Annotated in this window: 20 protein-coding genes and 2 riboswitches; of the genes, 7 read left to right on the top strand and 13 right to left on the bottom strand. The window is 55.1% G+C overall.

What is annotated here, in order from left to right:
- Positions 1-7: 7 nt before the first annotated feature.
- The 4 genes from ABE504_RS02575 to sdaAB all read right to left on the bottom strand — a co-directional run bounded on the left by ABE504_RS02575 (position 8) and on the right by sdaAB (position 4,329).
- Positions 8-2,068 (bottom strand): molybdopterin-containing oxidoreductase family protein, encoded by a 2,061-nt coding sequence (locus ABE504_RS02575; RefSeq protein WP_430084047.1) that lies wholly within the window; start codon positions 2,066-2,068, stop codon positions 8-10.
- 98 nt (positions 2,069-2,166) lie between these two features.
- Positions 2,167-2,358: a DUF4177 domain-containing protein gene (locus ABE504_RS02570; protein ID WP_430084045.1), complete on the bottom strand. Its 192-nt coding sequence runs from the start codon at positions 2,356-2,358 to the stop codon at positions 2,167-2,169.
- A gap of 400 nt (positions 2,359-2,758) precedes the next feature.
- The gene (gene sdaAA, locus ABE504_RS02565) at positions 2,759-3,649 is read right to left on the bottom strand and encodes an L-serine ammonia-lyase, iron-sulfur-dependent, subunit alpha (protein WP_430084042.1); all 891 of its coding nucleotides are present in this window, start codon (positions 3,647-3,649) and stop codon (positions 2,759-2,761) included.
- Positions 3,646-4,329 (bottom strand): L-serine ammonia-lyase, iron-sulfur-dependent subunit beta, encoded by a 684-nt coding sequence (gene sdaAB / locus ABE504_RS02560; protein ID WP_430084038.1) that lies wholly within the window; start codon positions 4,327-4,329, stop codon positions 3,646-3,648. Before sdaAB ends, sdaAA begins: the two co-directional genes overlap by 4 nt.
- 200 nt (positions 4,330-4,529) lie before the next feature.
- Here sdaAB and ABE504_RS02555 point away from each other — a divergent pair, with 200 nt between their 5' ends.
- Positions 4,530-4,958 (top strand): VOC family protein, encoded by a 429-nt coding sequence (locus ABE504_RS02555; protein WP_430084035.1) that lies wholly within the window; start codon positions 4,530-4,532, stop codon positions 4,956-4,958.
- Between the two features lie 114 nt (positions 4,959-5,072).
- Here ABE504_RS02555 and ABE504_RS02550 read toward each other — a convergent pair whose 3' ends face one another.
- Positions 5,073-5,300: a spore germination protein gene (locus tag ABE504_RS02550; protein ID WP_430084032.1), complete on the bottom strand. Its 228-nt coding sequence runs from the start codon at positions 5,298-5,300 to the stop codon at positions 5,073-5,075.
- Between the two features lie 157 nt (positions 5,301-5,457).
- Between ABE504_RS02550 and ABE504_RS02545 the strand changes: the two genes are divergently transcribed.
- Together ABE504_RS02545 and ABE504_RS02540 are read left to right on the top strand one after the other, a co-directional pair.
- Complete coding sequence (locus ABE504_RS02545; protein WP_430084029.1) at positions 5,458-6,018, top strand: GNAT family N-acetyltransferase; 561 nt, start codon at positions 5,458-5,460, stop codon at positions 6,016-6,018.
- A 34-nt stretch (positions 6,019-6,052) separates the two neighbouring features.
- Positions 6,053-6,628, top strand: coding sequence for a nucleotidyltransferase family protein (locus ABE504_RS02540; protein ID WP_430084027.1), 576 nt, complete (start codon positions 6,053-6,055; stop codon positions 6,626-6,628).
- On the opposite strand, the gene ABE504_RS02535 is transcribed toward ABE504_RS02540, so the two are convergent.
- From ABE504_RS02535 to gcvH, 3 genes are all read right to left on the bottom strand, one after another.
- Positions 6,629-7,339 carry a class I SAM-dependent methyltransferase gene (locus ABE504_RS02535; RefSeq protein ID WP_430084024.1) on the bottom strand — a complete coding sequence of 237 codons (711 nt, stop codon included), beginning with the start codon at positions 7,337-7,339 and terminating at the stop codon, positions 6,629-6,631.
- Positions 7,340-7,456: 117 nt separating this feature from the next.
- Positions 7,457-8,053: a sulfite oxidase-like oxidoreductase gene (locus ABE504_RS02530; RefSeq protein WP_430084021.1), complete on the bottom strand. Its 597-nt coding sequence runs from the start codon at positions 8,051-8,053 to the stop codon at positions 7,457-7,459.
- A gap of 18 nt (positions 8,054-8,071) precedes the next feature.
- Positions 8,072-8,461: a glycine cleavage system protein GcvH gene (gcvH, locus tag ABE504_RS02525; RefSeq protein ID WP_430084018.1), complete on the bottom strand. Its 390-nt coding sequence runs from the start codon at positions 8,459-8,461 to the stop codon at positions 8,072-8,074.
- Positions 8,462-8,712: 251 nt separating this feature from the next.
- Positions 8,713-8,809: riboswitch (glycine riboswitch) on the top strand.
- 3 nt (positions 8,810-8,812) lie between these two features.
- Positions 8,813-8,919: riboswitch (glycine riboswitch) on the top strand.
- 93 nt (positions 8,920-9,012) lie between these two features.
- Here gcvH and gcvT point away from each other — a divergent pair.
- Genes gcvT through gcvPB form a run of 3 tightly spaced genes read left to right on the top strand, consistent with a single transcriptional unit; the run spans position 9,013 to position 12,974 of the window.
- A complete protein-coding gene (gcvT, locus tag ABE504_RS02520; protein WP_430084015.1) occupies positions 9,013-10,101 on the top strand; it encodes a glycine cleavage system aminomethyltransferase GcvT in 1,089 nt (362 codons plus the stop codon).
- Positions 10,102-10,134: 33 nt separating this feature from the next.
- Entirely contained in the window at positions 10,135-11,499 is a 1,365-nt protein-coding gene (gene gcvPA / locus ABE504_RS02515) for an aminomethyl-transferring glycine dehydrogenase subunit GcvPA (protein WP_430084012.1), read from the top strand.
- Positions 11,496-12,974 carry an aminomethyl-transferring glycine dehydrogenase subunit GcvPB gene (gcvPB, locus tag ABE504_RS02510; protein WP_430084009.1) on the top strand — a complete coding sequence of 493 codons (1,479 nt, stop codon included), beginning with the start codon at positions 11,496-11,498 and terminating at the stop codon, positions 12,972-12,974. Before gcvPA ends, gcvPB begins: the two co-directional genes overlap by 4 nt.
- 186 nt (positions 12,975-13,160) lie before the next feature.
- On the opposite strand, the gene ABE504_RS02505 is transcribed toward gcvPB, so the two are convergent.
- Positions 13,161-14,090, bottom strand: a complete 930-nt coding sequence (locus ABE504_RS02505) for a Gfo/Idh/MocA family protein (RefSeq protein WP_430084006.1) — start codon at positions 14,088-14,090, stop codon at positions 13,161-13,163.
- Positions 14,091-14,097: 7 nt separating this feature from the next.
- Positions 14,098-15,366: an MFS transporter gene (locus ABE504_RS02500; RefSeq protein ID WP_430084003.1), complete on the bottom strand. Its 1,269-nt coding sequence runs from the start codon at positions 15,364-15,366 to the stop codon at positions 14,098-14,100.
- A 131-nt stretch (positions 15,367-15,497) separates the two neighbouring features.
- On the opposite strand from ABE504_RS02500, the gene ABE504_RS02495 reads away from it, so the two are divergent.
- Positions 15,498-16,058, top strand: a complete 561-nt coding sequence (locus ABE504_RS02495; protein WP_430084000.1) for a hypothetical protein — start codon at positions 15,498-15,500, stop codon at positions 16,056-16,058.
- Positions 16,059-16,494: 436 nt separating this feature from the next.
- On the opposite strand, the gene ABE504_RS02490 is transcribed toward ABE504_RS02495, so the two are convergent.
- The 3 genes from ABE504_RS02490 to ABE504_RS02480 form a co-directional block, all read right to left on the bottom strand.
- Positions 16,495-18,021 carry a leucyl aminopeptidase gene (locus ABE504_RS02490; RefSeq protein ID WP_430083997.1) on the bottom strand — a complete coding sequence of 509 codons (1,527 nt, stop codon included), beginning with the start codon at positions 18,019-18,021 and terminating at the stop codon, positions 16,495-16,497.
- Positions 18,022-18,040: 19 nt separating this feature from the next.
- Entirely contained in the window at positions 18,041-19,054 is a 1,014-nt protein-coding gene (locus tag ABE504_RS02485) for an aldo/keto reductase (RefSeq protein ID WP_430083995.1), read from the bottom strand.
- 167 nt (positions 19,055-19,221) lie between these two features.
- A complete protein-coding gene (locus tag ABE504_RS02480) occupies positions 19,222-20,658 on the bottom strand; it encodes an anti-sigma factor domain-containing protein (RefSeq protein ID WP_430083992.1) in 1,437 nt (478 codons plus the stop codon).
- Between the last annotated feature and the right edge of the window lie 16 nt (positions 20,659-20,674).

Here is a 20,674-nt window from a genome sequence, read left to right as displayed (position 1 = left end):
CAAAGTGCTACTGCGACGCAGCTTTTTCTACGTTTACACGCCCAGAGAAAAAGACTGCCCCGTCGCCCATGTCTGCGACACGATCCGGGGTTAGCGCGTTGACGCGGGTTTTGCCGCCCGGCTGGTCCGCCCATAAGCCCTGGCTGACTACGACGCCGCGCATGACGTCTTGCCCTGTGACTACGACAAGCTCGCACTCGCCGCGCTCGTTCCATACCCGCGCAAGCTCCCCGCTTGCTAAACCCAACGCCTCGGCATCCGATTCATGCATATGCAGCTTCGGCGCTTTTTCCATGCGTACGTGCTTCTCGTTATGCGCAAACGTGGAATTGAGGAAGTTATGATTTGGCGCCGGAATAAAATGGAAAGTCAGCTCGCTGTCCTCCGGCAGCGGAATGTACGTAGGGAGCGGCGGGTAGCCTTTCAGCTCCATTTGTCGGGAATACAGCTCAATTTTACCGCTTGGGGTCCGAAGTCTGCCCGGGAAGAGCGGCTTCACATCCGCTTTTATGAACGATTTTTCGATAAGCGTTTCGTACGTAATCTCCGCCAGCGCCGGATTTTTCGGATTGTCGAGCGCTTGCCGAATGAGCGTCTCTTCGGTCTCATGCAGCGCTTCCTCCTCGTAACCCATTGCCTTAGCTAACAAGCGGAACACTTCGACGTTCGACTTGCTTTCGCCGTACGCCGAGATGACCGGCAATTGCAATTGCACATAATGGTGCCAGTACGAACGGTAGAAATCCGTGTTTTCAAACGAGGACGTCGCCGGCAGCACAATATCCGCATACTTGGCGGTCTCTGTCAGGAACAGGTCATGCACGACCGTGAACAAATCGTCACGCAGCAGCCCTTCTTTGACCTTATTGGCGGACGGCGCGACAAGTGCCGGATTGGAATTATAAACATACATCGCGTAAATCGGCGGGTTGAGCTCCTGCAGTGCGCTCCCCAACAGATTCATGTTAATTTGTCGCGCATGCCCTTCTCGTAAATCAGGACGCTGCAACGCTGTCACATTATGCTCCAGATAGGCTCCGTTTCCTTTAATGGCACCGCCGCCCGGGTACTGCCACTGCCCCGTCACCGCAGGCAAGCAAGCGATCGTGCGAACGCACATACCGCCGTTGTCGTGATGCTGGATGCCGTTGCCGATGCGGATAAAAGCCGGCGTCGTCCCGCCGTACAAGCGCGCCAAACGGTAAATGTCGTCCACTGGCACGCCTGTAATTGTAGAAACAGAAGCCGGATCGTAGGACTTCACATGCTCGCGCAATTCCTCATGCCCGAGCGTATACTCCTGCATGAACGCCTCGTCGACGAGCCCCTCCGCGAACAGCACGTGCATCAGACCGAGTGCTAGCGCCGCATCCGTTCCCGGCAGGATCGGGATGAACCAGTCCGCCCAGCGGCCGGTCTGGTTGCGGTGCGCGTCGATGACGACGATCTGCGCGCCGTTCTTGCGGGCCTGCTCCGCGAGCATGACCTGGTGCATATTCGTGCTGACGGCGTTAATGCCCCACATGATGATCAGCTTCGCCTGCGGAGTCGTTTCCGGATCGGTGCCGAAGCTGCTGCCCATCGTATACGCGTAGCCTTCCGTACCGGCGGACTCGCAGATCGCGTACAGCAGACGGCTCGCGCCCATCCGGTTGAAAAACCGGCGGTCCATGCCCTCCGTGCCGATCCGCCCCATATTGCCATAGAAACTGTAAGGCAAAATGCTTTCTGGCCCTTCTGTGGCGATCAGCGTTTTCCAGCGATCTGTGATCGTCGCAATCGCCTCGTCCCAGGAAATCTGCTCGAAGCGACCTTCACCTTTGGCGCCTACGCGCTTCAGCGGATATTCCAATCGTTTCTCATCATAAATGCGTGCCGTCATATTGCGTACTTTATTGCAAATTGCGCCCTGCGTCACAGGGTGATTCGGGTCGCCTTCGATTTTAATAATTTTTCCATCTTGCTTGTGCAGCAGAAGGCCGCATTGATCGGGACAGTCTAGCGGACAGACCGACGGGAAAACGCCATTCGGTTCGTCTCTCATGGTAGTTGTAAGCTTTGTGTGCATGACGCTCTTCCTTTCTCTATCATCTCTCTAACTATACCTGAAATGCCCTAAAAGAGAAAAGCCTCCATCCCCGTCCAGACTAATACCGCTACCGAACTCTACAATTTATCCTGAATAGGTCGTTCAAAAATAATCTCATAGGCCGTAGGCTTACCGTGACCGTTATAGTTCGTCGGTAAGACCTGTACCAATCTCCAGCCTGCTCTTGCATGTTCATCAATCGTTTCTCGATGTGTTGCCGCAGAGAAAAAACCACCCAACGAAGTTTCTACATATTTGTACTCGTACAATCCTATCCCACCATTCTTATCAGGTTTTCAATACTCTTTGTTTCATTTTACCATTAAACAAATTAGCCCGTTTATCGTAATTCCTTCAATCAGTCTATTGACTTCGTTAAAACTGCAAATAAGCAGGCATTTCATCCAAACAGGAGGAGAGAGCTGGAAATTCCTGCAATCTTGCAGGCATTTCGGGGAGAACCCTCTTTTTTGAGCAGACTGGGCGAAAAAAACTGCTTTATCGCAGGCATTTTGCGGATAACGCCATTCTCTTGAAAAAAGCCTGCTTTTCCGCAGGCATCCCCCCTCCGGCTCTCATTTCCAAGCCCCGGCCAATGCAAAAAGCCCGCCACCCCCACGGCCGCGAATCGACCGAGGAGCTGCGAGCCTGATAGCTTCCGCGTTATTCCTAGCTTTGCTTCTTCCTGCCCAAATTCAGTTCCTTCATAATTTGCCGACCCGTGGGCGTCTGGGCCAGGCCGCCCTTAGCCGTTTCGCGGTGCTTTTCCGGCATCGCGGTGCCGACCTCATACATCACTTGGACGACTTCGTCCGAAGGGATGACGGAACGGACGCCGGCAAGCGCCATATCTGCCGCCGCCATCGCGTTTACCGCACCGAAGCCGTTGCGCACGATGCACGGAATTTCCACGAGGCCGCCGACGGGATCGCAGATCAGGCCGAGGGTGTTCTTGAGCGCAAGCCCGACGGCATGCATCGCTTGCTCCGGAGTTCCGCCGCGCAGCTCCACGAGCGCGCCCGCCGCCATGCCGATGGCCGAGCCGACCTCGGCCTGGCAGCCTCCTTCGGCGCCGGAGACGAAGGAGTTGTTCGCGATGACGTAGCCGATCGCGCCGGCGGTGAGCAAGCCGCGGACGAGGTGATCGTCATCCCAGCCGAACCGCTCCTGCGAAGCGAAAAAAACGCCAGGAATGATTCCGCACGACCCCGCCGTCGGCGTCGCGATGATCCGTCCCATCGAAGCGTTCACTTCCGAGACTGCGAGCGCATATGCCATTGCTTTGCAAGCTTCCTCGCCGAGCGATGGCACGTCCGACGTCATAAACGCCATCACACGCTGAGCGTCCCGCCCCGTCAACCCGCTGCGCGAAGTTGTATCCTCGGTCAGCCCCTTGTGCACCGCCTCTTTCATAATGAGGTAATAGGCGCGCATTTTATCCATCACATATTCCGGCGGCTTGCCAGACTCCTGACTCTGATCCGCAAGCATCACTTCGGCAATCGTCGCCCCTTCCGCCACACAAAGCTCCGCCAAACCTTTCAATGTTCGAAATCTCATCCCATGTCGCCTCTTTCTGCAAGATCCACCACGCGAATTTTCTGGATCATGGCTAGCCCCTTTAATTCATTCAACAAGCCGTCCGTCACTTGCGCATCCGTTTCAATCACCGTCATCGCATCGCCGTCTCTGCCTTTCCGATCCAAATCCATAAAGCCGATATTCATGCCGCAGCGCCCCAAAACCGCCGTAATTCCGGCGATCATCCCGGGCCGATCCTGATGCGAAATAACGAGCGTCGGATAATTCGCGGTAAATTTGACGTCAAATTGATTGACACTATGAATCTCCACATTGCCGCCGCCGATCGAAGCCCCTCGCATGCTGACCGAGCCGTGTTCCGAAGTCAGCACGAAGCCGACCGTGTTCGGGTGATCCGCTTTCTCCTTGCTCGGCCGAAAAGCAATCTCCACCCCCAGCACTTCCGCTTCTTCCGCTGCATGAGGGATGCGCGGATCGTCCGTATCAAAATCGAGCAGGCCGCCGATCAGCGCAAGATCGGTTCCGTGCCCCAGATACGTATCGGCAAAAGAACCGTACAGCGTCAGCTCAGCCTTAATCGGCTGCTCACCCAACAACTGTCTGGCGACACGTCCGAGCCGCACCGCTCCTGCCGTATGCGAGGAGGAAGGACCGATCATCGACGGACCGATAATGGAAAACACATCTTTAAACCGCATGGCACACGCGCCCCTGTTCATCGTAATTTCTCTTATATTCTCCTATTGTATGAATCGCGCCAATAAAAGACAAATCTTTAAATCGGCTATAAATACAAAAATAAATTCGAACATATGTTCTTTATTTTTCTTGTGAAATATGGTAAAAATAAGAAGTGGACTTTTCCCCCTAAAAAAGAAGGCTAAAGGAGCTGTATCTCATGTCGATTCGCATGAACCCTTATCTGGTGATGGATGGAAATACAAGAGAAGCTATTGGCTTCTATGAAAAAGCGCTTGGCGCGCAAGTGTTGTTCATGCAGACGTTCGGGGACGCTCCGGCTAATCCCGATTTTTTGATTCCGGACGAAGCGAAGGAACGCGTCAACCATGCCATGCTGCAGGTCGGCGAAGCATCGCTGATGTTCTCTGACACGTTTCCAGGCCATCCTGTACAAGTCGGGAACAATGTGACCATTTGCCTGCAAACGAACGATCTTGAGAAGGCTCGACAGTTCTTCGAGGCTTTGAAGGATGGCGGCCATGTGATTATGCCTTTCATGGAGACGTTTTTCAGCCCTGGCTATGCACAGGTGACAGATAAGTTCGGCGTTACGTTCCATATTTTCACGGAAGGCGCTTCGATGTAGCCTTTAGCGCTTACGCTTCCACCCGCAACTAAAAAACGGCTTGCCGGTCTAGTGAACTAGATGCGGCAAGCCTTTACAAAACACCCCTTATTTATGGAAATGAACGCTATCGGTTCATATATTCGTGCTCGGCGTATCCACAACATCCGGATCAACCGTATTCGTGCTGCCGTTAAGTACATTCTGCACGCTCCCAAAGCTGTCACCAGGTGAAAATGAGTTCGCCCCGGCAAAAATTTTGGTCGAGCTGGTTAAGTTCACAATGAAAGTATCCCCGATCTGCACATTGGAGCCTGAGGCTACATTCAGAATCTTGATTCCGCCATTAATGACTGCCGGCATTGTCTGGAACACTCCCTTCCCTAACCTTAACCATTGTATGTGCGGAGTCGCCTATCGGTCACTTGACATTTCGCTGTGATGTCTCGGCTGAGCGTTTGACAGGCTCATCTGTTTTCGCTAGCATATAGGAACTAAATTGGACAAGGGGGAAGGAACAATGGTTACAATTCGGCCTGTGGAACTTAGAGATGTGGACGTGATTTACCGCTACCGGTTGGATGAAGAAGTCATGTTCTGGGGATCGGGCGGCTACGGAAATGCCATTCCGGCCCGCGAGCAGATGGTGGCAGAGATTCAGAGTCAATCTTCGCTGGATACGAAGCGTATCTTTGCGATTGAAGTCACAGAGGCTGAGCAACAAGAGCCCGCAGTCATCGGCACAATCTCCTTTCGCGATATGGATCGCATCGCACGCAGAGCGACGATCGGCATGCTGATCGGTGACCGCATTTACTGGGGAAAAGGGTTCGGGACCGCCGCGTTGAATGAATTCGTGACCCTGCTTTTTGCTCGCTATAATCTCAATCGCATCGATTTGGATACATTCTCAGATAACAAGCGAGCTATTCGCTGCTATGAGAAGGTCGGTTTCATTGTCGAAGGCGTGCGCCGCCAGGCCATGTGGACGATGAACGGCTATCGGGATCAGGTTCTCATGGGACTACTGCGGGAAGAATGGCTGGCGAAGCAAGGGAATCGGTCTTTTTATTTGGAGTAAAAGAGGCTATTCATAACAAAAGGGGGCAGCATTCATGAAACTCCAGAATGAGCAGGATATCATCGAACTGATTCAATCCGATGAATGGATGATGACCATTCTGCATAATGCCAAGTCCCTGCAACTGCCTGATTGGTGGGTATGCGCAGGTTTCGTTCGTGCAAAAATCTGGGATACCCTGCACGGGTTTGCGGAAAGAACACCGCTGCCGGATGTCGATGTCGTCTATTACGATACAAGCGACCTTCGTGAAGAGGTTGAAAAAGAGCTGGAAAAACAATTAGAACAAATCAATTCTTCCGTCCCGTGGTCGGTCAAAAATGAAGCGAGAATGCACGTCATGCATAGCATTCCGCCATATAGTTCTTCTGTTGATGCCATTTCCAAATTTACCGAAACGGCAACAGCCTTAGGCATTTCACTGAATGAACGCGACGAAGTCATCCTTGCTGCTCCATGCGGAGTTGAGGATGTGTTGCATTTAGTGCTCAGACCGACGCCGCATTGTGCAGAAACCCCAGAGCGTGTCCATAAATTCGAGGAGCGTATCGCCAAGAAGAACTGGTTGAACATCTGGGATAGGCTTCGGATTGAATCAAGGATTACATGATTAGGTTACTTTTCTGACCGACCACGTCACAACATCGCTTTTTAAAAGTACCGGTTTACCTGCTCTTTGAATTTCAAGCTCATACCCCTTGACTGTCTGCTTCAATACTTGCCAATTTTTATATAAGGTTTCTAGCTTATGCAGCAATTCGTCCGTTTCAAATAACAGTTCGAACATGGGGTCCAATGAATTTCCGGTTTCAACTTCGATTTCTTGAATATTCGAGGAAATAATGAAGCAGTTAATGCCTCCATTTTTAGTTCCGGCTTTCATTCGCTCGATCACACGGTCAAAGGTTTCTTTTGAATCCAAATGCTCGAGTGTTGAAACCGCGTAGATATACTGATAATGATTCGGAATTACCGTGAACTCGCTTATATCCGATTCGATCATCTCTAATTGTTCAGCGACACCGTATAGCTTACTGTAACGCTTCAGATGATGAATCGCTGAGTCAAGGAAATCCACACAGACGACCTTTCCATTCGAAGCCTGCAAATGCCGGGCAATAGGAATGCTATTTCTTCCAACGCCGCAGCCCAGATCCAGCACACGCATTTCACTCACAGGCTCCAACGCTTCAAACTGATCCAGAACTGTTTTTACCGGTTTATGCAGCCATGAACCCGCTTCAAATAGAGTCTGATTTTCATAACAATCATCATGGTACTCTTTTTCGCTCATCCGAATCATGTTAATTCGATTGGCCACGGTGAAATCTCCCCCTGCATTGGTTAATGATGACCTATTCGATATTCACACCACGTTAACCTGCAAAAGAAATAAACCGCCCCAATCAGGTCGCGGTCTATTTCAGGCAGTTCTTATTTAATCAAAATCATACCGTTCCTCTTTAAACGGATCGCCATACATGTGATACCCGTTCCGCTCCCAAAAGCCCGGCTTATCCTTCGGCATAAATTCAATGCCGCGCAGCCACTTCGCGCTTTTCCAGAAATAGAGATGCGGTACGACCATACGCACTGGGGCGCCGTGTTCCGGCGTAAGCAGTGTTCCGTTATGCTTAATGCCGAGGAACGACGTCTCCCGCAGGAAATCTTCCAGCGGCAGATTCGTCGTCCAACCGTGCTCGGCGTGCAGCATAACGTGCGTCGCTTCCGGCTTCAACTTAACTCGACTCATGATCTCGGAAACGGCGATCCCTTCCCACTCGTTGTCCAGCTTGGACCACGTGGTAACACAGTGAATATCGTTGGTAAACTGCCTGCGAGGCAGTGATATAAATTCTTTATAGGTAAACGTGTACGGTTCCTCAACTAGCCCAAACAGGCGCAAATCCCATTTGCTCATGTCATTGTAGTAAGGAACGGATCCGTAGTGCAGCACAGGCCAGTTCTGCGTCAGCGTCTGCCCTGGCGGGACACGGTTGCCGTGCGCCTGCGAGGCGTTTTGAACGTTCTCCATCTCTTGCCCTCCACTACCCTATGCCTGGCCGGTGTATTCGGCGTATTCCGCTGCAGTTAGCAAGCCTTCCAGGGCATCCGGACCGGAAATTTCCACTTCCACCATCCAGCCTTCGCCGTAAGAGGACGTGTTGACCAGTTCCGGCGAGCTCTCCAGGCTGCCGTTCACCGCCGTCACTTTACCGGAAACCGGACAAAAAATGTCCGATACCGTTTTGACCGATTCCACACTGCCGATACTTTCATGCGCTGTAACCGCTGCGCCAACTTTCGGAAGCTCTACAAACACGATATCGCCGAGTTGATCTTGCGCAAATGCCGTAATGCCGATCCGCACCGACGTATCCGACAGCTTTTCCACCCATTCATGCTCTTTCGTGTATAAAAGATTAGCTTGTACGTCACTCATCGTTTCACGCCTCGCTTATTTGCAAATTTTGCTTATAGCTTAATCCAGACGGAATAGCAAAGTCAAGGAGAACAAAGATAAGCAGCTCCGCCGTCCTTTACGGACGGTAGTGCTTACTGATGACATGGAGCCGCTTCGAGGAAATACGTTCTGACATGTTGCAAAATGCGCAATCCGCGCCATTTTCAAAATTTCAGGTTGACATTTTGCACCAGTTTAAGCACATAATGAATATAATTTCATATAGGCGAATGAGGATATAGGGAGAGACCGCAACGCACGCTCGCGGCGCCGAAGGAGTAAGCCGTCACCGGTGAATCTCTCAGGCAAAAGGACCTGTATCGGACGCAACTCTGGAGAGCTTCGAGCCCAGCCATACAGGCGGGGCGTCGGACACCCAAGGGGAAACTTGACGGCAGCTAAAGCCGCGAGGCAACTCTCAGGTAAATAGGACAGAGCAAAAGGTATGTTTGGGCTGCATACTTTTTGCTCTTTTTGGCATTCCTGTAAAAGAGCGCTTTTTAAAATGCGGATGAAGGTGAGGAAGCTACATGCTGAAACGAACGCCGCTTTACCCGGTTTATGCGGAGCACGGTGGCAGAGTGATTGATTTTGGCGGCTGGGAACTGCCTGTCCAGTTCAGCTCGATTCAGAAGGAGCACGATGCCGTCCGGCAGCAAGCGGGGCTTTTTGACGTGTCCCATATGGGCGAGATTCTTGTGGAAGGACTGGGCGCGCAGCAATTCCTGCAAAAGCTGACCACCAACGATGTCGCGAAGCTAGCAGACGGCCAATGCCAATACAGTCTCATGTGCTACCCGAACGGCGGGGTTGTCGATGATTTGCTCGTGTACAAAATGGCCGATACCCGCTACATGCTTGTGGTGAACGCCTCCAATATTGAGAAAGATCTGGCTTGGCTCACGGAACATGCTTCGGACGGTGCCCAACTGACCAATATGTCCGACCAGACGGCTTTACTGGCGCTGCAAGGTCCGATGGCGGAACAGATTTTGTCCAAGTTAACCGATGCCCCCCTGAGCACGCTCTCTTCCTTTCATTTTCTCGAAAATGTTTCCATCGCCGGCATTAATTCGCTGCTCTCCCGCTCCGGTTACACCGGCGAGGACGGTTTTGAATTGTATGTGAGCGCCAAGGACGCCATTCCGTTGTGGCAAAAGCTGCTGGAAGCCGGCGGGGCACACGGCCTGCTGCCCGCCGGTCTGGGCGCGCGCGATACGCTCCGCTTCGAAGCCCGCCTGCCGCTGTACGGGCAGGAGTTGTCGGCGGAGATTACGCCGCTAGAGGCGGGACTCCACTTTTTCGTCAAGCTGAATAAAGGGGATTTCATCGGCAGGGACGCCCTCCTGGAGCAAAAGGAAAAAGGGTTGCCGCGCAAGCTCGTCGGCCTTGAAATGCAAGAGCGCGGCATCCCCCGCTCGCACTACAAAGTGTATGCCGACGGCAAGCCCATCGGCGAGATCACGACCGGCACGCAGTCGCCGACGTACAAGCGCAATGTCGGCCTCGCGCTGATCGATTCGGCCTACAGTGCCCAAGGAACGGAAGTCGCGGTAGAAATCCGCGGCGCGCAGGTGAAGGCCGTCGTCGTGCCCACCCCTTTTCACAAAAAGAAGTAGCCGCCAGGGCGGTTTGAAAGGAGATTGCCTGCCATGTCTTATGCCCATCGTTATTTACCGATTACCGAGCAGGATCAGCAGGAGATGCTGGACACCATCGGCATCTCGTCCATGGAGGAGATGTTTCAGGATATTCCGCAGGCCGTTCGGTTCCAAGGCACCTTGGACGTGTCGCCCGCGCTGGATGAGCAGGGCCTGCTGCGCTATATGCGGAAGCTGGCCGGCCGCAATGCGGATTTTCATCAGTATGCCAGCTTCCTTGGCGCCGGCATTTACGATCACCACCTGCCGGTGGTGATTAACCATGTGATTTCGCGTTCGGAGTTCTACACGGCGTACACGCCGTATCAGCCGGAAATCAGCCAAGGGGAGCTGCAGGCGATTTTCGAGTTTCAGTCGTACATCTGTGAGCTGACGGGCATGGCCGTGGCGAACGCTTCGATGTACGACGGCGCGACGGCCCTCGCGGAGGCCGGCGCGCTCGCCAGCGGCGCTACGAAGCGCAGCCGCCTGCTCGTCTCGCGCGCGGTGCACCCGGAAGCGCGCGCCGTGCTTCGCACGACCGCCCGCGGGCTGAACCTCGAGGTCGTGGAGATCGCCGTAACGCCGGAGGGCGTCACCGATCTGGCCGACCTCGCGGCAAAAGCCGCAGCCGGCGAGCCGGCCGCCGTGATCGTCCAGTCGCCGAATTTCTTCGGCTGTCTGGAGGATCTGGCGGCGGTGGAGCCGCTCGCGCACGGCGCGGGCGCGCTTATGGTCGTGAGCGCGAACCCGCTCACGCTCGGGCTGCTCGAGGCGCCGGGCAAGCTCGGCGCCGACATCGTCGTCGGCGACTGCCAGCCGCTAGGCATCCCCGCTGCGCTGGGGGGCCCAAGCTGCGGCTACTTCGCCGTCGCCGAGAGCTGGATGCGCCGCATGCCGGGGCGCATCGTGGGGCAAACCGTCGACCGCGACGGCAAGCGAGGGTTCGTGCTCACGCTCCAAGCGCGGGAGCAGCACATTAGACGTGAAAAAGCCACGTCGAACATCTGCTCCAACCAGGCGCTTCTCGCGCTTTGCGCATCGGTGTACCTGTCCACGATGGGCAAAAAAGGCATTCAGGACGTCGGCAAGCTCAACGTCCAAAAAGCCCATTACGCGGCTGCCAGACTCGCCGCGTCCGGCAAGCTGCAGCCGGCTTTCAGCGGCAGCTTTTTTAATGAATTCGCCGTCAAGCTGCCAGACGGCGCTAATCCAGAGGAGCTGAACCGCCAGCTCCTGGAGCAAGGCTTTATCGGCGGCTACGACCTCGGCCGCGATTATCCCGAATACGCCGGGCACATGCTGATTGCCGTCACCGAGCAAAGAACGCGCGAAGACATCGAAGGCTTCGCCGAAGCATTGGAGGGTCTTCTATGAGTGAACAACCGAACCTGGATCTGAGCGGCAAAGCGCTCATTTTTGAAATGAGCCATCCCGGCCGCGTCGCGTATTCGTTGCCGGACTCGGATGTCCCGGAGCAAGCACTCGACGAGCTGCTGCCCGCCAAATTCCGCCGCACAAGCGAGCCGGAGCTGCCCGAGGTGTACGAGGTCGATGTGATCCGCCATTACACCGCGCTGTCCCGCCGAAATTTTGGCGTGGATAACGGCTTTTACCCGCTCGGCTCCTGTACGATGAAATATAATCCGAAAATCAACGAAGACGTCGCCCGCTTTCCTGGCTTTGCGCATATTCACCCGTATCAGCCGGAGGCGTCGATCCAGGGAGCACTTGAGCTGCTGTACAACTTGCAGCGTGACCTTGAAGCGATTACCGGCATGGACCGCGTCACGCTGCAGCCGGCGGCCGGCGCGCACGGGGAGTGGACCGGGCTCATGATGATCCGCTCCTACCACGAAAGCCGCGGCGAGAAACGCACCAAAGTCATCTGCCCCGACTCAGCGCATGGCACGAACCCGGCAAGTGCTACGGTTGCGGGCTTCCAGACCGTCACGATCCGCTCCAATGAGCGCGGTCTCGTCGACCTCGACGAGCTGCGCGGCGCCGTCGGCCCCGACACCGCCGCGCTCATGCTGACGAACCCGAACACGCTGGGTCTGTTCGAAGAACAGATCATGGAAATCGCCGCCATCGTTCATGAGGCCGGCGGCCTGCTTTACTACGACGGCGCGAACGCCAATGCCATCATGGGCATCACGCGGCCGGGCGACATGGGCTTCGACGTCGTGCACCTCAACCTGCATAAAACGATGAGCACCCCGCACGGTGGCGGCGGGCCCGGCGCCGGCCCTGTCGGAGTCAAGGAACGGCTCATGCCGTTTTTGCCGACGCCGCTTGTCGCCAAGCGCGAGGACGGCAGCTTCTATTTGGATACGAATGTTCCGCAGTCGATCGGCCGGGTGAAAGCTTTTTACGGCAACTTCGGCATTCTGGTTCGCGCCTACACCTATATTCGCACCCTTGGACCGGAAGGCCTTCGCAAGGTGTCCCAGTACGCGGTACTGAACGCCAACTACATGCTGGCGCGGCTCAAGCCATACTATGATGTGCCGCATCCGCGCTTTTGCAAGCATGAATTCGTTCTCTCCGGCAACCGGCAAAAGAAGCTCGGCGTCCGCACGCTCGACATTGCCAAACGGCTGCTGGACTTCGGCTATCACCCACCGACGATCTACTTCCCGCTCAGTGTTGAGGAATGCATCATGATCGAGCCGACGGAAACCGAGAGCAAGCAGACGCTGGACGCTTTCGTCGACACGATGATCGGGATCGCGAAGGAAGCGGAAGAGAATCCCGAGCTTGTGCGTAACGCCCCTTACACCACGGTCGTCTCCCGGATGGATGAGGCGCTCGCGGCTCGCAAACCGGTGCTGAACTGCTCCTGCGGATAAACGAAAACACCCTCCATCTGCGCACATTCTCACGAGAATGGTGCAGGTGGAGGGTGTTTTATTCAATCTTTAGGGTATGGCTTGCCGTTTTTATCAGGCTATTTGGTTACGACGCCGCTTCTCATGCGCTAACGCATCATCCTGTTCCACCTGCCGCCCGCAGGTGCAAAACCGTGTCCAGTCTCCTTACTCCGCCAGCCGTTCCACCAACTGATGCGAGCTCATCACCAGATCCGCTCGAATCGTACAAGCCTCCGGCCGATCCAGACTATCGATAAAGTGTTTCACAACCCCTGCGAAGCCGCGGCGCTCAAGCACAGTGCTCCAACTGCCGAATCCCCGCAAGCGAGGCTCGCAGCCCCGTTCATAGAACACGGCCGACTCTAGATTCGTCACCTCGACGGAGCGTCCGCTGCCGTGCAGCTCGACCTTTTCCAAATCGACGCCTGCCAGTCTGACCATGCTGTACGTCCCGATTGCGCCACCGGCCCCGAAGCCGAGGCTCCCCGATGCATGCAGCAGCCTGCCTTCGCCATCAACATGTTCATGCGATGTCTTAATCTCATACGGTTCTTCCCCGAGCCATAACAGTAAGTCCAGCATATGAATCAGATCGTCATAGACCGTTTCTTTGGCGCTGTGCCCCTGCTGTTTGATGCGATGCTTGACCGCGGAACACCAATCAAAGCCGCCCCCTTGGGCAAGCCATGCCTTCGCTTCCTGATACAGCGGTGCGAAGCGGCGGTTAAAGCCGGCCGCCAACAAAATCCCCTTTTGCTCGGCATACGAGGCCATTTCAACCGATTCTTTCCAGTCGTACGATAACGGCTTATCGACGTACACGGCAACACCGCGCGCCATGCAGCGCATCGCAATCTCGTAATGCGTCGGCGTCGGACTATGAACGAAAACCGCGTCCAGCCCGAGCGCCAGCAGCTCGTCCAGCGACGTCGTACCGAACGGAATCCGGTACTTCGCCCTCAACCGCTCGACAGTGGCGGGCGTATAACTCATCAAACCGACCACGTCCACGCTTTCATCCACCGTGAGCAGTGGTAGATACACTTTTTGGGCAATGTCGCCAAGCCCGATGATGCCAATTCTTTTTTTCGCCATCCTATACTCAGCCCCTCTTCACTGGTGTCCCCAGCACGTGACGTCCAACCCACAGCCCAAGTATGAGCAAAACCACGCCAATACATGTAGACACACCATAAATTTGTACCCACAGCGGGGCATCCGTAATGAGTGCATAAATTTTACCGCCAGCCACCGGTCCCAGAAAAGCTGCAAACCCAGTAATCGCGGAATACGTTGCAATATACATCGGCCGCTCGCTTTTCGGCGTGTCGCCAATCGTAAATGCAAAAACCATCTGGTTAAAGCCGCCCAATCCGATCCCGAGAATAATATGGGCCGTAAACAAAATCAGCACCGCAGGCAGGAAGGAAATCGCGCCCCACACTAGACACGCCAGTGCAATGACCGGCAGCGACCACAAAAGCAGCGTCTGCGCCGAATGCCGCGCGTTCAGATTGCCCCACACATAGTAGCTCGCCATCATAACCAGCGTATGGACGACCGTAATATAGGAAACCATGCTGTATGAAATCCCCATGAGCTTCAACATGACATACGAGAAAAGCGGTACCGCCAGCCCCTGCACGAACAGAAAAACAGCGAGAAAAACGATCGCTTTCAAAAAGCTCCGATCCAGCAAAGGCTTCCGGATCATCCCCATCGGGTTCGCTTCTGCCGAAGGTTCGAACGGGGGGTTCGGATACCGGCTAAACGCAATCATATTGAGCACGACGCATACGGCGACGATCATGAACACATAGCGAAAGCCCTGCTCCCCCGGAAACTTATCGAGAATTTGCCCGCCGATAAACAAAGCAAGCGAGCTGACGCCGCCCAGAATCGTATTCCGCAGTCCAAAATAGCGCCCACGCACCGCCGTAGGCACCATATCGCTGATCATCGACGTCCACACGACGCCTCCGGCGGCATTGCCGAGATGGGCGACGGTATAGAGGACGATGTACATGAAAACCCACATTTTTTCGGGAAAAAGAAAAGGAATCAGCCCAACGGATGCCCAAAGAATCCGATGCGACGAGCCGAAGATCAGCAGCAGGCGCTTGCGGTTGGTGAATTTTTGCATGACGACGGCCATGCCGATTTGCACGATGTTCACGATGGTCGTGATCGCGAGCACAAACCCGATTTCGGTCGAAGTCGCGCCCAGATTCAGCAAGTATCCCGTCAAAAAAGGCCCGCCGAGCAGTTGGAAAATAATAACCGCCGGAAAGCCTTCGAACACTGCTACGCGCATGCCGCTTCGGTAGGAGGATGGTTTTCTAGATTTGCGAACCAGCTCTATCTTACTCATGGTGCCTGAAACCTCCAATTGTGGGACTTGCTAGGAAAGCGCGATCTGCTAGTTTACAACCTATAGGGCGCGTATGGTAAAATAGGAGTGATTACCTAATCTACCATGTCAGGCGGGATCACCTACTTATTATGAAACCAAAAATGTTTGGTCTACTTGCCAGCTTTCTCCTCTTCGTGATTTTCATTGTACTCTCTCTTGTGTATCAGTCAACCATTTATTTGTATATCGCCAGCGCGCTGCCGATCGTCATCGTACCGTTCCTTCCGGATATTCGGACGGACCAATATGTGAAAGCCAATCGCACGGATGGCAAAGTTCGTCTGATCGCGATGGAAAATAAAAACGGCGCCGACACCGATTTTCTCGTGCTACTCGTTGAGCCTGGCTACCTCCGCTGGAATCGCGGCCGGTTGTATTTCAACCTCGCCGATGTCATGCAGGATGTGTATATCAAGCCCGATCCGATGGCTGCGACGATCACCGTGCTGAAATACGATCTGCACCTGCACCGCCGCAAAAAGAACTGGGTCGGCATCACCCTGCCACAGCTCGCGCAGCGGACTGAGCAGTTGTCCTACACGACAGACGAAATCAACCGCCTGCTCATTTCCGTCTCCGACCTTCAGGAATTGATGCAGGCGTCGGTCAAACGTCCGGCTGCCGTCGGGCAGCAGCATATCGGCGCATAGCGAAGCGAATAGGCATACAACAAAAACACCCGCTTGAACCAGGAACGACTCCTGTGTCATCAGCGGGTGTTTTAGTTATGATCAAGTTAGGCTAGGCAGCAGCTCTTTCGGCAGGCACAGAACGCAGACCACCGACAACAGAACGCTGCCGCAGAGAGCTGACCGTAGGTTAGGCGCATGAACTGGAATTTCTCCTGCTTATTTTCGCATTTTAAGGCCAAATTGGGAGCTGAACTGGAATTTCTCCAGTCTATCAGACCGAATGTGGCGTAAATAGCGAAAATCCGTGAAATGAACGGGAGGTTTTCCAGTTCAGAGAAAGGAAAACCGCCGGACTGGCAGCATGAACTTGAGAAATTCCAGTTGAGCGCCGCGCCGCGACGCCATGCCATGCCACGTCACGCCTTGTCCCTCCGCTCCTCACGTTTTCCTCCTCCTACTCCCAGGAAGCCCCAAGCCCCATCGCCTCGCCGCACAAGTAGGCCGCCAAGGTGCGCACCATGACGCCCGTCGCGCCTTTCGGCTCGATGCCTTTGGCCGACCAGAGCCATGCGGTGCCGCCGGTATCGAGGTGGATCCAAGGCGTTTCCTCGGCAAAATAGCCGATGAACAGCCCTGCCGTGATCGCGCCGGCCCAGCGGTCGGAGGAGGTGGCGTTCTTGATGTCCGCCACATCGCTTTTCAGCATCGCCCGGTACTCCGGATAGTTCGGCAGCTGCCACAGCTTCTCGCCGGCTCCGCCTGCTGCCGTAAGCAGCGGCCGCAAGAACGCGTCGTCATTCGTCACGGCGCCTGTCGCCACATCGGCGAAAGAGATCAGGATCGCGCCGGTCAGCGTCGCGACGTCGATCAAGCGGGTCGCGCCCAGCGATTTGGCATAGGTAATGCCCTCCGCCAAAATAATGCGGCCCTCGGCATCCGTATTCAGCACTTCCACCGAGTGCCCGCTCAACAGCGTCACAATGTCCCCCGGCCGGTACGCCGCGCCGGACGTCATGTTCTCCGCCGCGGGAATGACCACGGTCAGATTCACCTTCGGCTTGAGCTGGCCGACGACATGCAGGGCCCCGAGCAGCGTGGCGGCTCCGCCCATATCGCTGATCATCTCCTCCATGCCGTCCGGTCGTTTCATCGAGATGCCGCCGGTATCGAAGGTGACGCCCTTGCCGACGAGGCCCAGCATGTCGGCGCTGTCCGGATCACCCTTGTACTGCAGGGTGATCATCCGCGGCGGGTGCACGCTGCCCCCGCCGACGGCCAGGACGCCGCCCATTCCGCGGGCGGCGATCTCGTGCTCGTCCAGCACTTCTATGGCGAAGCCGTAGTGCTGGGCGAGCATCACGGCTTCCGCGGCCAGCGAAGCCGGCACAAGCTTATTGCCCGGGAGGTTCGTCAGATCCCGGGCATAGTTCGTGCCCTCCGCCACCGCCTCAGCAGCGGCGATCGTGCTCGCGAGAAGCGCTGCATCCGCAGGCGCTTCCAGCTCAAGCACCGCCTGCCGCAGCTCCGCGCGGGCAGGCGCGTCTTTCCGGTACGCCGCGATGCGGTACGTACCGAGCAAGAGCCCTTCGGTCAGCGCGTATACGGCTGACCGCACCTCCAAGCCGCTTGGCGTCTTCACGGCCAAGCGCTCCAGGCGCAGCGCAAGCATCTTGCGCGCGGCAAACACCGCGGCTGCGCGCAGCGTATCGCGCGTCGGTTGCGGGCCGAGCCCCGCAACCAGGACGTACGCGTACGGCAGCAGCCCGTAGGTCGGCAGCGCCTCAAGTTCGCCTGAGGCGCCCGTAAACACGCCCTTGGCGACGAGGTCCGCCAAGGCACCGTCAAGCTGCGCTTGCCCGAGTACTCCGGGTCCGCGCAGCTCCGCTTTCGTCAGACAGACGAGGATCGCGTCTGCCCCCGCCGCATTATCCGTCAACGCGGTAAACGGCGCCGCAGTAATTTCCATGACTTTTTCAAACATACCCATGTCTCCTCACTGTCTAGTAAAAAGAAGCCGCCCGCTGAATCACCGACTGCATCGGCAGCTCGTACGGACATTTCGGCTCGCACAGCGGATTCACCTTGCACGGATCATGCTCCGCACAGCCTAATAGTTTATCCTTTTGCCGCTCAAAAAATCCGTTCCCCTTCGGCAGCAAGCCGAATTTATCTCTGAACTTCGACGAGATCATCACGTCCGGGATCGCAATTTCCAGCGGACACGAGCAATAATTGCAGCGCCGGCAGTTATGCTGACCGAGCTCCAAAGCGAGCTGCTCCATCTCCTTGCGCTCCGCATCGCCAACTTCCCGCTCCTGCGCCGCAATATTTTCCTGCACTTCCTTAATGCTGACCATCCCCGAAATCGTTACGTGAACGTCCTGACTGTACGGATACCGAATCGCGAGGTCCACCGGTTGAATAAAACCACCCGACAAAGGCTTCATCGCCACTTTCATCAGGTCCATTTCCGTCGCTTTCGGAATGAGTTCATCCAGCGCAAATGGCTGCGCCAAGTTCAGATGGAACAGAATCTGGGAAAACTGCCCTTTGCTGATCCACTTCACAAGCAGATCCGGACGATGACCGGAAATGCCGATAAAGCGCACCTTGCCCTCGCGCTGAGCCTCCAGCGCCGCCTTATAGGCGCCTTCGGGAGCCATCGCTTTTTGATACTCCGTTACGTTGTTGACATAGTGAATTTGCAGCAAATCGACATGGTCCGTCCGCATACGAACCAAGCTTCGCTCAATCTCCGCCTTCGCAGTCTCATAATCCCGCGCTCCCGTCTTGGTCGCAAGGAAATATTCGCTTCTTCGATGCGAGATGCATTCCCCGATAATCTCCTCGCTGTTGCGGTAAGCCGCCGCCGTATCTATGTAATTGATGCCGTGATCGAGCGCGTAATTCAGCGCCTCTCTCGCTTGCTCCAAGGGAACGCTCGGCAAATTCATGGCCCCGAAGCCTAATGAAGAAACCTGATAACCCGACTTTCCAAAAGTTGAATATCTCACAATCCGTTCTCCCCTCCACGTTTTCCCTCAACGATTGCTTGCATGTGCAACTATTTCATTGTAATACAACTTCCCTCTTCTTGCTATGAATGGTGTTTAAATAAAAAACGGCCAAACAGGCCCTATCGCCCTGTCTGGCCACTTCGCAGCAATTCGCTGCGCACCGATTATCTCCGCTTATCCTCATCCTTGTTCGAATCCGAATCCCGATTCCAAGTCCAAGGGAATCCTTTGTTTTTGTCCTCATGCGTCTGAGACGGGGTCGCTTTCTCCGTAGGCTTCACTGTAGGTTTGCTTGAAATGGTCGGCTTACTCGTAGGCTTCGCGGTTATCTTTGGGGACGGTGTAGGCGTCGGCGCCTTCGTCGATGAAGGCTTCTTCGTCTCCTCTACGCGTCCCCTGCCGCCCCGGTCGTCATTGCCTGTTATACCGAAGCGGTTATCGTTCCGGTTGTCGTCGACATTGCCGCCACGGGTGTTGCTGTCTTTACCGTTATCTTTATCGTTATCCTTACCATTGTCCTTACTGCTATTGCCGTTATTGCCATTATTGCTGCGGTCATTGCTGTTGCCGCGATTGTTGCGGTCGTCGTCTTCGCGACCTTTCCCGAACGTTGGCTCGTTCCAACCCATTTTATTCCCTAATGTCGGCAGCGGCTTCACGCTTGTTTTGCCTTGTGCATTGCCGTTGCCTTTGCCATTCTGGCTGTCATTCTTGCCCGGCGTGCTGCCGGTCGCCACACGCTTTTCTTGGGCCTCGCGCATCTTCTCGCTTAACTTTCCTGACTTCTCGTCGTCCAGCAAGCGCTGCAAAGAAGATTTATCGATCTGCTTCTCCGGCTTGACGATGCTGGCAATTCCGCTGTTCTCTTTCGCCAGCTGATGAATCGACGTCGATTTCAAATCGTCGATCGAGACGTCAACTCCGCTGTCCACCGCGTTCAAATAGATTGCATACTTCCCGGCGGAAACCCCACTGGCCTGCGCTTGCTCTCGAATTGCCTGCGGTGCGGCAAAGGCGGTAACTTCGTAATTGCTCACTTGGTCGGGATGGCTCGTTTCGATATGCTTGTCGACCTGAGCTTTGAGCTTCGTGGCAATTTCCTCATCGCTTACCTTCGCTTTCTCGTTCACAACGGTCGAAGAAATGACGATGTCGCCTTCCCCTTTTCCGAGTGCGCCTTGCTCCGCCTTATCGAGAATGTCGGAAGTGACGCTCGTAAGCGACTTGCCCTTATACGCAACGTCCTGAATCAATTGATCCCCATCGCTGTTCAAACCGTGCAGGTCCACAACCACTTCATTCTTATCGATGCCGATTTCGACGCTCGGATTGATGTCGATGGTCACATAAGCCGCTACCATGCCGGATGCGACACCACCGGTCAACGTCGACACAAGGACAAAGCAGACGACTATGGCAGCGGCCAGCCCCGACACGATCGCCGTTTGCGGGATGCGGAGCCGCCTCTTTGCAGGCGTATAAATAATTTCTTCACCGATCTCACAGCTTCTCGTTCCTCTTGGAATCTTATCGAAGCGCCCCTCCGGGTTCATCACGATAATGGAATGCTCGCCAAGTTCCATTACAATTCCCTTGTTCATGCTCGTTCTTCCTTTC

This window comes from Paenibacillus oryzisoli, assembly GCF_050467285.1.
In the GTDB taxonomy this organism is placed as follows: Bacteria; Bacillota; Bacilli; order Paenibacillales; family NBRC-103111; genus Paenibacillus_E; species Paenibacillus_E oryzisoli_A.
The sequence above is the reverse complement of the archived record's forward strand: the minus strand, read 5'-3'. Positions and strand labels throughout refer to the sequence as shown.

Bases quoted from the DNA above. Each gene is read 5' to 3' on its own strand.
- ABE504_RS02575 (WP_430084047.1), bottom strand. From the start codon at position 2,068: ATGCACACAAAGCTTACAACTACCATGAGAGACGAACCGAATGGCGTT.
- sdaAA (WP_430084042.1), bottom strand. From the start codon at position 3,649: ATGAGATTTCGAACATTGAAAGGTTTGGCGGAGCTTTGTGTGGCGGAA.
- sdaAB (WP_430084038.1), bottom strand. From the start codon at position 4,329: ATGCGGTTTAAAGATGTGTTTTCCATTATCGGTCCGTCGATGATCGGT.
- ABE504_RS02555 (WP_430084035.1), top strand. From the start codon at position 4,530: ATGTCGATTCGCATGAACCCTTATCTGGTGATGGATGGAAATACAAGA.
- ABE504_RS02550 (WP_430084032.1), bottom strand. From the start codon at position 5,300: ATGCCGGCAGTCATTAATGGCGGAATCAAGATTCTGAATGTAGCCTCA.
- ABE504_RS02545 (WP_430084029.1), top strand. From the start codon at position 5,458: ATGGTTACAATTCGGCCTGTGGAACTTAGAGATGTGGACGTGATTTAC.
- ABE504_RS02540 (WP_430084027.1), top strand. From the start codon at position 6,053: ATGAAACTCCAGAATGAGCAGGATATCATCGAACTGATTCAATCCGAT.
- ABE504_RS02530 (WP_430084021.1), bottom strand. From the start codon at position 8,053: ATGGAGAACGTTCAAAACGCCTCGCAGGCGCACGGCAACCGTGTCCCG.
- gcvH (WP_430084018.1), bottom strand. From the start codon at position 8,461: ATGAGTGACGTACAAGCTAATCTTTTATACACGAAAGAGCATGAATGG.
- gcvT (WP_430084015.1), top strand. From the start codon at position 9,013: ATGCTGAAACGAACGCCGCTTTACCCGGTTTATGCGGAGCACGGTGGC.
- gcvPA (WP_430084012.1), top strand. From the start codon at position 10,135: ATGTCTTATGCCCATCGTTATTTACCGATTACCGAGCAGGATCAGCAG.
- gcvPB (WP_430084009.1), top strand. From the start codon at position 11,496: ATGAGTGAACAACCGAACCTGGATCTGAGCGGCAAAGCGCTCATTTTT.
- ABE504_RS02505 (WP_430084006.1), bottom strand. From the start codon at position 14,090: ATGGCGAAAAAAAGAATTGGCATCATCGGGCTTGGCGACATTGCCCAA.
- ABE504_RS02500 (WP_430084003.1), bottom strand. From the start codon at position 15,366: ATGAGTAAGATAGAGCTGGTTCGCAAATCTAGAAAACCATCCTCCTAC.
- ABE504_RS02495 (WP_430084000.1), top strand. From the start codon at position 15,498: ATGAAACCAAAAATGTTTGGTCTACTTGCCAGCTTTCTCCTCTTCGTG.
- ABE504_RS02490 (WP_430083997.1), bottom strand. From the start codon at position 18,021: ATGTTTGAAAAAGTCATGGAAATTACTGCGGCGCCGTTTACCGCGTTG.
- ABE504_RS02480 (WP_430083992.1), bottom strand. From the start codon at position 20,658: ATGAACAAGGGAATTGTAATGGAACTTGGCGAGCATTCCATTATCGTG.